At 67.7% G+C, this 12,540-nt stretch carries 9 protein-coding genes and 1 tRNA gene; 7 read left to right on the forward strand and 3 right to left on the reverse strand.

The window, feature by feature from the left end; translation table 11 throughout:
* The first annotated feature begins 252 nt into the window (after window positions 1-252).
* Genes ACP15H_RS16240 through mnhG form a run of 6 tightly spaced genes read left to right on the forward strand, consistent with a single transcriptional unit; the run spans window position 253 to window position 6,265 of the window.
* The gene (locus ACP15H_RS16240; RefSeq protein WP_425067222.1) at window positions 253-3,174 is read left to right on the forward strand and encodes a monovalent cation/H+ antiporter subunit A; all 2,922 of its coding nucleotides are present in this window, start codon (window positions 253-255) and stop codon (window positions 3,172-3,174) included.
* Entirely contained in the window at window positions 3,174-3,509 is a 336-nt protein-coding gene (locus tag ACP15H_RS16245; protein WP_425067223.1) for a Na+/H+ antiporter subunit C, read from the forward strand. The genes ACP15H_RS16240 and ACP15H_RS16245 overlap by 1 nt, the downstream gene beginning before the upstream one ends.
* Entirely contained in the window at window positions 3,509-5,128 is a 1,620-nt protein-coding gene (locus ACP15H_RS16250; protein ID WP_425067224.1) for a monovalent cation/H+ antiporter subunit D, read from the forward strand. The genes ACP15H_RS16245 and ACP15H_RS16250 overlap by 1 nt, the downstream gene beginning before the upstream one ends.
* On the forward strand, window positions 5,125-5,610 hold the full coding sequence (locus tag ACP15H_RS16255; RefSeq protein ID WP_425067225.1) for a Na+/H+ antiporter subunit E: 486 nt from the start codon (window positions 5,125-5,127) through the stop codon (window positions 5,608-5,610). The genes ACP15H_RS16250 and ACP15H_RS16255 overlap by 4 nt, the downstream gene beginning before the upstream one ends.
* Complete coding sequence (locus tag ACP15H_RS16260; RefSeq protein ID WP_425067226.1) at window positions 5,607-5,888, forward strand: K+/H+ antiporter subunit F; 282 nt, start codon at window positions 5,607-5,609, stop codon at window positions 5,886-5,888. Before ACP15H_RS16255 ends, ACP15H_RS16260 begins: the two co-directional genes overlap by 4 nt.
* On the forward strand, window positions 5,885-6,265 hold the full coding sequence (gene mnhG / locus ACP15H_RS16265) for a monovalent cation/H(+) antiporter subunit G (RefSeq protein WP_425067227.1): 381 nt from the start codon (window positions 5,885-5,887) through the stop codon (window positions 6,263-6,265). Before ACP15H_RS16260 ends, mnhG begins: the two co-directional genes overlap by 4 nt.
* 88 nt (window positions 6,266-6,353) lie before the next feature.
* Here the strand turns inward: mnhG and ACP15H_RS16270 are convergent, their stop codons facing one another.
* From ACP15H_RS16270 to fghA, 3 genes are all read right to left on the reverse strand, one after another.
* Complete coding sequence (locus tag ACP15H_RS16270) at window positions 6,354-8,705, reverse strand: molybdopterin-containing oxidoreductase family protein (RefSeq protein WP_425067228.1); 2,352 nt, start codon at window positions 8,703-8,705, stop codon at window positions 6,354-6,356.
* Window positions 8,706-8,947: 242 nt separating this feature from the next.
* Window positions 8,948-9,032 (reverse strand) — tRNA-Leu (locus ACP15H_RS16275).
* An 89-nt stretch (window positions 9,033-9,121) separates the two neighbouring features.
* On the reverse strand, window positions 9,122-9,961 hold the full coding sequence (gene fghA, locus ACP15H_RS16280; protein WP_425067229.1) for an S-formylglutathione hydrolase: 840 nt from the start codon (window positions 9,959-9,961) through the stop codon (window positions 9,122-9,124).
* Window positions 9,962-10,161: 200 nt separating this feature from the next.
* Between fghA and ACP15H_RS16285 the strand changes: the two genes are divergently transcribed.
* Window positions 10,162-12,495 (forward strand): Tex family protein, encoded by a 2,334-nt coding sequence (locus tag ACP15H_RS16285; protein ID WP_425069911.1) that lies wholly within the window; start codon window positions 10,162-10,164, stop codon window positions 12,493-12,495.
* Window positions 12,496-12,540 lie beyond the last annotated feature (45 nt).

A 12,540-nucleotide genomic window follows, 5' to 3' on the forward strand; every position in this document is an offset into this window, starting at 1 on the left:
TCACCGCCATCGTACATGAGCAGGCAGCGCCCTATACCAAAGTACAGTGCGCGCCTCGCACGCGCGGAGCCGATCGATCGCGGCCCGTCCGCGGCCCTCGCATCGCCACGATCGGCCTGCAACTTCGCAATGGCTGGTTCGCGGAGCACTGATCGAGATCCGCGCGCGCAGACTCGTCTCTGAGGGAACTATTTGAGCCGAAAATGCTAGAGTCAGCCGCAGACAAACCCCAGATACGCATCGCCAAGGCTCATGACCGACGACGTACTGCTGACAATCCTGATCGTACTTCCCTTCGTGGGCAGCCTCCTCGCTGCGACGTTCCGCCCCAACGCGCGTAACTCGGAAGCCTGGTTGGCCGGCGGCGTCGCGCTCGTCTGCCTTTTCCTGCTGATTTCCGCCTATCCCGCGATCGTCGAGCGCGGGGTGCTGCGCAGCGAAGCCGAATGGATTCCCGCACTCGGCCTCGGGTTTTCGCTGCGTCTCGATGGCTTCGCCTGGATGTTCGCGCTGCTGGTGACGGGCATCGGCTTCCTGGTCGTGCTCTATGCGCGCTACTACATGTCGCCGAACGATCCGGTGCCGCGCTTCTTTTCGTTCCTGCTCGCTTTCATGGGCAGCATGCTCGGCATCGTCATCGCCGGGAACCTGATCATCCTTCTGTTCTTCTGGGAGATGACCAGCATCTTCTCGTTCCTGCTGATCGGATACTGGAACCACACGGCCGGCGCGCGCGACGGCGCCCGCATGGCCCTCGTCGTCACCGGCTTCGGCGGCGTGGCCCTCCTCGCCGGAGTCATCCTGATCGGGCAGATCGTGGGTAGCTACGATCTCGACCGGGTGCTGGCCTCCGGCCAGGCGATCCGCTCGCACGTTCTCTATCTGCCTGCCCTGATTCTCATCCTGCTGGGCACGCTGACCAAGAGCGCGCAGTTCCCGTTCCATTTCTGGCTGCCCAATGCCATGGCGGCGCCGACTCCGGTCTCGGCCCTGTTGCATTCGGCGACCATGGTGAAGGCCGGGGTCTTCCTGCTGACGCGGCTGTGGCCGGTGATGGCCGGCACGCCCGAATGGTTCTGGCTGCTGGGGCTCGCCGGCATGGCGGCGCTGGTGCTGGGCGCCTTCTTCGCCATCTTCCAGCATGACCTCAAGGGGCTCCTCGCCTACTCGACGATCAGCCATCTCGGCCTGATCACCATGCTGCTCAGCCTCGGCAGCCCGCTGGGCGCGGTTGCCGCCATCTTCCACATGATGAACCACGCGACCTTCAAGGCTTCGCTGTTCATGGCGGCCGGGATCATCGACCACGAGACCGGCACGCGCGACATGCGCAAACTGGGCGGGCTATTCCACTACATGCCGGTGACCGCCACGCTGGCCATGGTGGCGAGCGCGGCCATGGCGGGCGTGCCGCTGCTCAACGGGTTCCTGTCGAAGGAGATGTTCTTCGCCGAGGCGATCGAGACCCATGTCCACTCGTTGCTCGACACCTCGCAGCCCTACGTCGCGGTGCTGGCCAGCACCTTCGCCGTCACCTATTCGCTGCGCTTCATCCACTCCGTGTTCTTCGGTCGAAAGCCCGACGACCTGCCGCGGGAACCGCACGAGCCGCCGTTCTGGATGCGCGTGCCCAGCATGTTCCTGGTGCTGGCCTGCCTCGTGGTCGGCATCTTTCCGGCGGCGACCGTCGGCCCCTACCTGCTGACGGCCGTGCAGTCCGTGCTGGGCACCCGCACGCCGGTCTTCAGTCTCGCCGTCTGGCACGGTTTCAACCTGCCTCTGATCATGAGCGCCGTGGCCCTCGTCGTCGGGGCGCTGCTCTACCTCGCGCTCAAGAACTACCTGCGGCACAGCCCGGAAGGACCGCCCGTGCTGCGGCACCTGAATGGGCGCCACCTGTTCGAACGGGGCGTGATCGTGCTGTCCCTGAAATGGGCGCGGGCCGCGGAGATGGTCCTCAGCACGCGCCGCCTGCAGCCCCAGCTCCGCATCCTCCTGCTGGCGGGCGCGCTTGCGGCACTGGTGCCGTTCTCGATGGGCAGCCTCGGCTTGCAGGGACCGGATTGGAGCGACCTCGACCCGGCGCTCGCCCTGGTCTGGTTGGCCGGCGCCGGCTGCGCGATCGGCGCGGCCTACCAGGCCAAGTATCATCGGCTGGTCGCGCTCGTCCTGCTGGGCGGTGCGGGTCTCGCCACCTGCATCACCTTTGCCTGGTTCTCCGCACCCGATCTGGCGCTGACGCAGCTCCTGGTCGAAGTCGTGACCACGATCCTGATCCTGCTGGGGTTGCGCTGGCTGCCCAAGCGCTTCGAGGAGATCACGACGGAGGAAAAACCGTGGCGACGACGGCTGCGGCGTTCGCGCGACCTCGGCATCGCCTTCGTCGTCGGCGCCGGCATGGCGACCCTTGCCTATGCCGTCATGGTGCTGCCGCTGCCGGAAACGATCGGAAGCTACTTCCTGGAACGCGCCTATACGGAAGGTGGCGGCCGCAACGTCGTGAACGTGATCCTGGTCGACTTCCGCGGCTTCGACACGATGGGCGAGATCACCGTGCTCGCCGTGGTCGCCCTCACGATCTTCGCCCTGCTGCGCCGTTTCCGGCCGGCGTCCGACAATATCGGCTCGCCCCTGCAGCAGCGCCGGCAGAACGCCTTCGACGAGGCCGAACCCGACCGCAAGGCAGGTGACACGCTGGGCGACTATCTGCTGGTGCCCTCGGTGATCATGAAGTGGCTGTTCCCGGTGATCATCGTGCTGGCGATCTACCTCTTCCTGCGCGGCCACGACCTGCCTGGCGGTGGCTTCGCGGCGGGCATCGCGCTCGCCACCGCCTTCATCCTGCAATACCTGGCGTCCGGCACGATCTGGGTGGAGGACAGGCTTCGCATCCTGCCGGTCAACTGGATCGGACTGAGCCTGTTGCTGGCCGCCATGACCGGCATGGCGTCGTGGCTGTACGGCTATCCCTTCCTGACCTCGCATTCGCAGTACGTCGATATCCCGCTGATTGGGGCGGTGCCGGCCGCCACCGCGCTGTTCTTCGACCTGGGCGTCTTCGGCCTGGTCGTTGGAGCGACGGTGCTGATGCTGATCGCGCTCGCCCACCAGTCGGTCCGCAACCTGCGTGCCTCGCGGGCGACGCCCACGCAGCCCGCGCGGGAGGAAGCATAATGGCGCTCCTCCTTGCCCTCTGCATCGGAATCCTGGCCGGTTCCGGCGTCTGGCTTCTCTTGCGGCCGCGCACCTATCAGGTCGTCATCGGCCTCTCGCTCTGCGCCCTGGCGGTCAATCTGTTCATCTTCAGCATGGGCCGGCTGCGCTCGGGCGCGCCGCCGGTCCTCGCGGGCCAGACAGGCACTCTCGCCCAATACGCCGATCCGGTGCCGCAGGCGCTGGTCCTGACGGCGATCGTCATCGGCTTCGCGACGACCGCGCTGTTGCTGGTCGTGCTGCTGGCGGCGCGCGGCTTCACCGGCACCGACCATGTCGACGGCCAGGAGCGGTGATGTCGGACTGGGCACGTCACCTGATCATCGCTCCCATCGTGCTGCCGCTCGTGGCGGGAGCCTTGCTGGCCGTCTACGACGAGCGCCGGCAGTTCCTGAAGGGACTGATCAACCTCTTCTCCACCCTGGCGAACCTGGCGATCGCCATCGTGCTCCTGCAGGCCGCCGATACGGACGCGCCCGGCGTCTACCTACTGGGCAACTGGCCGGCGCCGTTCGGCATCGTGCTGGTGCTCGACCGGCTCTCGGCGATGCTGGTCCTGCTGACGGCCGTCCTCGCGACGGCGTCGCTGGTCTTCTCGATGGCGCGCTGGCATACGGTCGGCCCCCACTTCCATACGCTCTTCCAGTTCCTCGTCATGGGCGTGAACGGCGCCTTCCTCACCGGCGACCTGTTCAACCTGTTCGTCTTCTTCGAGGTCATGCTGGCCTCGTCCTACGGCCTGCTGCTACACGGATCGGGGCCGCGGCGCGTCCAGGCGAGCGTGCACTATGTCGTCGTGAACCTGACCGCCGCCTTCTTCTTCCTGGTCGGCGTCGCGCTGATCTACGGCGTCACCGGAACGCTGAACATGGCCGATCTGGCCTCGCGCATTCCCGCGCTTGCCGGCGAGAACCGGATCCTGCTGGAAGTCGGCGCGGCGATCCTCGGCATGGCTTTCCTCGTGAAGGCCGCGATGTGGCCGCTGGGTTTCTGGCTGCTCAGCGCCTATCCGGCCGCGGCGCCGCCGGTCGCGGCAATCTTCGCCATTCTGAGCAAGGTCGGCCTTTACGCCCTGCTGCGCCTGCGCCCGCTGCTGTTCGGGAGCGAGGCCGGCGAGGTCGCGGGTTATGGCGCCACGCTCCTGTTTGCGGGCGGCCTGGCAACGATCGCCTTCGGCATACTGGGCGTGCTGGCCTCGCAGGCCATGACCCGGATCGCGAGCTTCAGCCTGATGATCTCCTCCGGCACGGTGCTGGCCGCCATCGGCCTGTCCGACGCGCAGGTCACCGGCGGCGCCCTGTTCTATCTCGTCAGCTCGACCCTCACCATCAGCGCCTTCTTCCTGCTGATCGAGCTGATCGAGCGCGGTCAGAATCCAGGCGCCGACCTGATCGCCGTCACCGCCGAAACGCTGCGCGCCGAGCCCGACGAAGAGGCCGGCAGCGAGGGGGGCATGGGCTTTCCCGGCACGCTGGCCCTCCTCGGCGCCGGCTTCACGGCCTGCGCCCTGCTGTTGATCGGGCTGCCGCCGCTGTCGGGGTTCGTGGCCAAGCTGGCCCTGCTGGCGGCGCTCTTCGCGCCGGCCGGCGAAGGGGCGTCGGCAGGCATATCGCCCGCCAACTGGGTTTTCATCGTGCTGCTGCTTCTGTCCGGCGTGGCGAGCCTGATGACCTTGTCGCGCGTCGGCATCCGCGCCTTCTGGGCGCCGGTCGATGCGGTCGCGCCGCGGGTTCTCGCCGTCGAAGCCGCCCCCGTGTTCGCCTTGCTGCTGCTCACGCTCGTCCTCGCCATCAAGGGCGGACCGGTGATGCAATATATGGAGGAGACCGCGCGCTCCGTCCTGGCGCCCGCCTCCTATATCGAGGACGTTCTGTCGGCGCCGCGCGTTCCGCCGGCCAAGGCGGGCCTCCAATGACCCGCCTCCTTCCCTATCCGTTGCTGGCGGTATCGCTGCTGGCGATGTGGCTGCTCCTGAACGGCCTGTCGCTGGGACATTTCGTGCTGGGCAGCGTGATCGCGGTCGCCGCGTCCAACGTGACCGCCGCGCTGCAGCCGGACAGGTCGCGCATCAGGCGCTGGCATCTCATTCCCAAGCTCGTGGCGATCGTCCTGCTCGACGTCTGGCGCTCCAACGTCGCCGTCGCCCGGCTGATCCTGTTTCCCGGCCAGCACAAGCGCGTGTCGGGCTTCGTCATCGTGCCGCTCGAGCTGCGCGACCCGGCCGCGCTGGCGATCCTCGCCTGCATCCTGACCTGCACGCCGGGCACCGCCTGGGTCGAATACGATTCGACCGCCAACAAACTGTTGATCCACGTCTTCGACCTGGTCGACGAGACGCACTGGATCGACCTGATCAAGAACCGCTACGAGCGGCTGCTGCTGGAGATCCTGGCATGAGCGTAACAATTCTCTCCTGGTCCTTGCTGGCGGCCCTGGTCCTGCTCGGGCTCGCCATGGTGATCGCTGCCTTCCGCATGCTGCGCGGCCCACGGGCGCAGGATCGCATCATGGCGTTCGATGCCTTCTACGTGAACGCGATGCTGCTGCTGCTGGTGTTCGGCATCCGGACGGGCAGCACGCTCTACTTCGAGGCGGCGCTGGTGATCGCCCTGCTGGGCTTCATCGCGACCCTGGCGCTCGCCAAGTTCCTGATGCGCGGGGAGATCATCGAATGAGCCACGCCGCCGACCTGCCGGCCTGGGCCGCCCTCCTCGCCTCCTTCCTGGTCCTGCTGGGCGCCAGCTTCACGCTGGTCGGCGCCATCGGCCTGGTGCGCCTCAAGACCTTCTACGATCGCCTGCACGCCCCGAGCCTCGGCGCCACCTGGGGGGCCGGCGGGATCCTGCTCGGGTCCATCCTCTTCTTCTCCGTTCAGCAATCGCGCCCGGTGCTGCACGAGGTGCTGATCGCGGTGTTCCTGACGGTGACCACGCCGGTCACGCTGATGCTGCTGGGCCGCGCCGCCCTCTATCGCGACCGCAGCGAGAACGTCGCCGATCTGCCGCCGCCGATCAGAACCGACGGAGAAACAAAGACCGGCGACGCGATCTGACGCCTCGAGAAACGTGGTCAGTTCACTCGGACGACTGCGTCTTCACCCGGCCTGTGCCTGGCGCGATCAATGCGATTCCCCTGTGCGCTCACATCTTCTCGATCTGGCACCACGAGCATCGCAGCGGGATCGAGCCGCTGACCGGATCGGCCCGGTCGGTGCCGATGGCGCCGTTCAGGTTCGCCGCCAGGGGATGGGCGCGATCGTAGGGCGTGCCGTCGCCGCCATCGACCCACCAGCCGTGCTGGCCGAACACGGAACCTGAGGCGAGAGCAGGCACGAGGGCGGCCCGGGCGACCACGTCACCGCTCGGCGTCCTGATGCGAACCCAGTCACCCTGAACGATGGCGCGGGCGGCCGCATCGGCCGGCGACATCTCCACGATCGGATCGGGCACCAGCCGGCGCAGCGAGGCGATGTTGCGATGCTGGCTGTGGCAATAGGCGACGCTCTTGGCACTGCCGAGGCGCAACGGGTAACCCGGTTCCGGTGGCGCGAGATCGTGGGCGTCGAGCTGGGGAATCGGCCGGTAGCCCGAGAGCAGCAGCCGCTCCGAATAGATCTCGATCTTGCGGGTCGGGGTCGGGTAACCGCGCGGATGGCCGTCCTGCAGGATCGACTGGGCATCGACCTGCACCGTTCCCTCGACCGCGATGCCCTCCGGAGAGCGGCGCAGCCTCTCGACGGTCAATCCGGCTTTGGCCAGGGCAGCATCGTGGCCGCGGTCGGCATCGAGATCGAACATCCGATCGGCGAGACCCAGCCCTGCGGCGAGCCCCATTACGATGTCGGTGTCGGAGCGCGCCTCGCCGACCGGTGCCACGACCGGGGGCCGCAGCTGGACGTGCCGCAGCCCCTCGAGGCTGCCGTCGAACCCGGTGCGCAATCCCTCCCGCTCCCACGAGGTCGCGACCGGCAGGATGATGTCGGCATAGCGCGCCGTCGCGTTGATGAAGAAGTCCGCATGGACATGGAATTCCAGCGCCGACAGCGCCTTGCGGGCCCTCTCCGTATCCGGCTGCGACACCAGGAGGTTGGTGCCGAAGGACATCAGCATGCGCACCGGATAGGGCGCCTTCGCCAGCACCGCCTTGTAGACGTCGCGGGCCGTCACCCAACCGTGAAGGCCAGGACCGAGCGGCCGCTCGGCCAGGCCGAGCGCCTTGTCGCGCTGTGTCGCGGGCAGCAGATCCTGGCCGGAAATATCGACGAAGGGCGCCACACCGCCGGGCACGTTGCCGCCCTTGCGGCCATAGCTGCCGGTGAGCGCGTAGAGGATCGAAATCGCGCGATCGGTCTGCGTGGCCGTGACGCTCTGCCCGACACCGTTCCAGGCGTAGTAGGCAACCGACGGGGCGCCGGCGATGATATCGGCGGCCTTCATGAGGTCGGCGGGCTCGACCCCGCTCACCTCGGCGACGCGCTCGGGCGGATATTGGGCGGCCGCCCGGGCGAACAACTCCAGCGCGGTGTGACACACCACGGGGCCGGACAGCGTTTCGACGGTGCCCTGCCAGCGCAGGGCGGGCATTGCGCGTCCGGGAGCCCAGCTCCCGCGCGTCGCATCGAACGGCAGCAGGCCGCCGCCATCCTCGACGTTAGAAAACAAGATATCGGTCCGGCCATCGGCGCGAAGGTCGCTCTCGCGCAGGAAGCGTCCCGTATCGGAGCGCACCAGCAGGCTGGCGTTCGTCCAGGTCGCCGCGAAGTCGCGGTCGAAGCGTCCGCCCGCGATCAGCAGGTTCGCGAGCCCGAGGGCAACCGCCTGGTCGGTGCCGGGGCGCACCCGCAGCCACTGGGTCGCGCGCTTTGCCAGCACCGTGGGACGCGGATCGATCACGATCAGCCGCGCACCGCTCTTCAGGCCCTTCTGGATCTCCACCTGGCGCGCCAGCCAGGTGGCCGCGGGATTGTTGCCCCACAGCACCACGCAGCCGGTGTTGGCGAAATCAGGCGTGCCGATATCGTGGCCGTAGGTGAAGCGCGAGGCGTAGTCCTTATGCCAGTTGCAGATCTCCGTTCCGTAGATCGTGTTCGGGCTGCCATAGGCGCGGATGAAGCGCTCGACCCAGGAGATCGAATCGGAGATGTGCGAGCCGCTCGGCGTCGTCACGGAAAACGCAACCTGTTCGGCGCCGTGCGTCGCCCGGATATCGGACAGGCGTGCGGCGATCTCGGCCAGCGCCTCGTCCCAGCTAATCGGCTGCCAGCCGGGATCGGCTGAGCCTTTCGGTTGCGTGCGCCGCAGCGGGCGGGTCACGCGCTCGGGATGATAAACGAGTTCGGGTGCCGCCCGCCCCTTGGGACACAGCGCCTGGCCCGTGGGATGATCCGGCAACGGCTCGATCCCCAGCAACCGCCCGTCTTCCACGACAGCGACACAGCCGCAGCGCGACCGGCATTGCGTGCAAAAGGCCGCGATCTTCTGCGTTCCACCCATCTGCAATCTCCTACCCGGAGTCACGATGGCCCTGTTCAGGCCGCGGCGGCAACCAGGATCAAGCCCGCGGCCGGCGCGTGACGGGTTGGACCATCTGGCCAGCGAGTGGCGCAGGGAATGCCGACCGAAAGAGAAAACCCGCTTTGGCCGCGTTGTATTTCAAACTGGGTGCAGGTCGTAAGGCTGGATCGCCTTGGGCGCCGATCGCTCGCAACCGCTGGGCTGCTAGCATTCTGGCAAAATGGTACCCCCGGTCGGGCTCGAACCAACACTCCGTGAGGAACCTGATTTTGAGTCAGGCGCGTCTACCAATTCCGCCACGGGGGCACACAGTCGTGCGCGGGGAATAAAGCCGAAGGGTGGAACCGGGTCAACTGCGGTGGCCGAGTCCGGCCCCTCCCGGGCAGGTTTCGACCCTACGCGCGGAGCCTCTCGGCGTGCCATTTCAGATGGTCTTCGATGAAGGTCTGGATGAACCAGTAGGAATGGTCGTAGCCCTCGTGCCGCCGCAGCACCAGCTCCTGCCCGGCGCCCTGGGCCGCCGCTTCGAGGGCGTCGGGCCGCAGCTGACCTGCGAGGAACTGGTCCTTCATCCCCTGGTCGACGAGGATCGGCCCCGCCAGGCGGCTCCCCTGCTTCAGCAACTCGCTCGCGTCCCACTCGGCCCAGCGCGCGCGATCCGCGCCGAGATAGTTGCCGAAGGCCTTCTCGCCCCAGGGCACGGCGACGGGATTGCAGATCGGCGCGAAGGCCGAGACCGAGCGATAGGCCTGCGGGTTCTTCAGCGCCGCCACCAGGGCGCCATGGCCGCCCATCGAATGGCCGAACACGCCGCGCCGCCCCGCCTCGACCGGGAAGCTGGCTTCGACCAGCGCGGGGAGTTCGCGCGTCACATAGGAGTACATGCGATAGTTCCGCCGCCACGGCTCGGCCTCGGCATCGAGATAGAAGCCGGCGCCCGTGCCGAAATCCCAGTCGTCCTCCTCGCCCGGCAGGCCGAGGCCACGCGGGCTGGTATCCGGCGCCACGAGAACGAGACCGAGTTCGGCGGCATGTCGCAGGGCATTTGCCTTCATCATGAAGGTCTCTTCCGTGCAGGTGAGACCCGCCAGGAAGTAGAGCGCCGGGAGCGGCCGCGCCGGGCCCTTGCCGGGCACGAAGACCGAGAACTTCATCTCGGCGCCGATCTCCGTCGAGGCATGGCTGTAGAAGCCGATCGTCCCGCCGAAGCAGGCCTGCTCGCTTCGCGTCGTCATACCGGCCATCTGCTCACCACACTCAACGGCTACACGGCCTTCTGAATACAGGAAGGCCGTGCCGAGCACAGCGCTTTGGAAGCCATTGTGCAAGCGAACAATCAGCTTGAAGTCCCACAGGCGCGCCGTTCATATCCGCGCCCCGGAGTGGCACGCCCGTGCGCTCCCGTCTCTCTCATCCGACCCAGAGGTGTTACTTGGTGCTATCCATCCAGGCGCGCATTGCCGGAGAACTCGGGGTCAAGGAACAGCAGGTCCAGGCCGCGGTCGAACTGCTCGACGGCGGCGCGACGGTCCCCTTCATCGCGCGCTACAGGAAGGAAGTCACCGGCTCGCTGGACGATGCCCAGCTCCGCACCCTCGAGGAGCGCCTGGGCTACCTGCGCGAGCTCGAAGCCCGGCGCAAGGTCATCCTCGATTCCGTGCGCGAGCAGGGAAAGCTCGATGCGACGCTCGAAGCGGCGATCATGGCGGCCGACAGCAAGGGCCGCCTCGAGGACATTTACCTCCCCTACAAGCCCAAGCGCCGCACCAAGGCCGAGATCGCCAAGGAAGCGGGACTGGAGGCGCTGGCCAACCTGCTGCTCGGCGATCCGACCGTCGACCCGCTGGTCCGCGCCGAGCCTTTCGTTTCGGAGGACAAGAACGTCGCCACGGCAGCAGCGGCGCTGGAAGGCGCGCGCGCCATCCTGGTCGAGCGCTTTGCCGAGAATGCCGACCTGATCGGCGCGCTGCGCGAGGAATTCTGGGCCAACGGCCGCCTCGTTTCCAAGGTGCGTGACGGCAAGCAGGAAGCCGGCGCCAAGTTCAGCGACTATTTCGACTTCTCCGAGGCGCTGGCCAAGATGCCCTCGCATCGCGTGCTGGCCCTGTGCCGCGGCGAGCGCGAGGAAATCCTCGGCCTGACCGTCGAGCCGGACGATCCCGCGACGCGTCCGCCCGCGGCGCAGATGGTTCCCAGCGCCTACGAGCTGCGCATCATGCGGACCTACGGCATCTCCGCCCAGGGACGGCCCGGCGACAAGTGGCTGGCCGATACGGTGCGCTGGGCGTGGCGCACCAAGATCACCATCATGCTGTCGATCGACCTCCGGCTGCGCCTGTGGACGGCGGCCGAGGAAGAAGCGGTGCGGGTGTTCGCCTCGAACCTGCGCGACCTGTTGCTGGCCGCGCCGGCGGGCACGCGGCCGACCCTCGGGCTCGATCCGGGGTATCGCTCGGGCGTGAAGGTCGCCGTCGTCGACGCCACCGGCAAGGTGGTGGCGACCAGCACGATCTATCCGCACGAGCCGCAGCGGCGCTGGGACGAATCGCTCGCCATCCTGGCGCGCCTGGTGCGCGAGCATAAGGTCGAGCTGATCGCCATCGGCAACGGCACCGCCTCGCGCGAGACCGACAAGCTGGCCATCGAACTCTTGAAGGGGCTTTCCGACCTCAAGCTGCAGAAGATCGTGGTGTCGGAAGCCGGGGCGTCCGTCTACTCGGCGTCGGCCTATGCGTCGGAGGAACTCCCCGGCCTCGACGTGACCTTGCGCGGCGCCGTGTCGATCGCTCGCCGGCTGCAGGATCCGCTGGCGGAGCTTGTGAAGATCGATCCCAAGTCGATCGGCGTCGGCCAGTACCAGCACGATCTCAGCGAGTTCAAGCTGTCGCGATCGCTCGATGCGGTGGTCGAGGATTGCGTGAACGGCGTCGGCGTCGACCTGAACACCGCATCGGCGCCGCTGCTGGCGCGCGTCTCCGGCATCGGCACGTCGCTGGCACAGAGCATCGTCTCCCATCGCGACGCAAATGGCGCCTTCCGTTCGCGCAAGGCGCTGAAGGACGTACCGCGTCTCGGGCCCAAGGCCTTCGAACAGTGCGCCGGCTTCCTGCGCATCCCCGGCGGCGAGGACCCGCTCGACGCTTCTGCAGTGCATCCCGAATCCTATCCGGTGGTGCACCGGATCCTGGAGGCGACCAAGAGCCGGATCGATGCCGTGCTGGGCAATGCCGCCGTGCTGCGAGCGCTGTCGCCCAGCGCCTTCGTCGACGAGCGGTTCGGCCTGCCCACCGTCACCGACATCCTGCGCGAGCTGGAGAAGCCGGGCCGCGATCCGCGCCCCGCCTTCAAGACGGCGGAGTTCAAGGCCGGCATCGAGACGCTGAACGACCTCGAGCCGGGCATGATCCTCGAAGGCGTGGTCACCAACGTGGCCGCCTTCGGAGCCTTCGTCGATATCGGCGTTCATCAGGACGGCCTGGTGCACGTGTCGGCGCTGTCGAAGACCTTCGTGAAGGATCCGCGCAGCGTGGTGAAGCCGGGCGACATCGTGCGCGTGAAGGTCCTCGACGTCGACAAGCCGCGCAAGCGCATCGCCCTGTCGTTGCGGCTCGACGACGACGCCGGCGCCCAATCTCCGCGCTCGTCCCGTCCCGACAACGGCGGCGCGTCCCGCCGCGATCAGGCCCGCGTGCAACCGCAGAAGGCGGCTTCCCCGGGCGGCGCGCTGGCCGACGCCCTGCGCCGCGCCGGCGTCGCGGCTCGCAAGTAGGCACACTCGCTCGCGCAGCAACGCTGTCGCGCGCGCCCTCTAAGC

Source organism: Reyranella sp. (assembly GCF_965249915.1).
GTDB lineage: Bacteria > Pseudomonadota > Alphaproteobacteria > Reyranellales > Reyranellaceae > Reyranella.

What these genes read in the sequence shown, in the direction of transcription:
- ACP15H_RS16240 (WP_425067222.1), top strand. Translation starts at nt 253, where the DNA reads ATGACCGACGACGTACTGCTGACAATCCTGATCGTACTTCCCTTCGTG.
- ACP15H_RS16250 (WP_425067224.1), top strand. Translation starts at nt 3,509, where the DNA reads ATGTCGGACTGGGCACGTCACCTGATCATCGCTCCCATCGTGCTGCCG.
- ACP15H_RS16245 (WP_425067223.1), top strand. Translation starts at nt 3,174, where the DNA reads ATGGCGCTCCTCCTTGCCCTCTGCATCGGAATCCTGGCCGGTTCCGGC.
- mnhG (WP_425067227.1), top strand. Translation starts at nt 5,885, where the DNA reads ATGAGCCACGCCGCCGACCTGCCGGCCTGGGCCGCCCTCCTCGCCTCC.
- ACP15H_RS16260 (WP_425067226.1), top strand. Translation starts at nt 5,607, where the DNA reads ATGAGCGTAACAATTCTCTCCTGGTCCTTGCTGGCGGCCCTGGTCCTG.
- ACP15H_RS16255 (WP_425067225.1), top strand. Translation starts at nt 5,125, where the DNA reads ATGACCCGCCTCCTTCCCTATCCGTTGCTGGCGGTATCGCTGCTGGCG.
- fghA (WP_425067229.1), bottom strand. Translation starts at nt 9,961, where the DNA reads ATGACGACGCGAAGCGAGCAGGCCTGCTTCGGCGGGACGATCGGCTTC.
- ACP15H_RS16270 (WP_425067228.1), bottom strand. Translation starts at nt 8,705, where the DNA reads ATGGGTGGAACGCAGAAGATCGCGGCCTTTTGCACGCAATGCCGGTCG.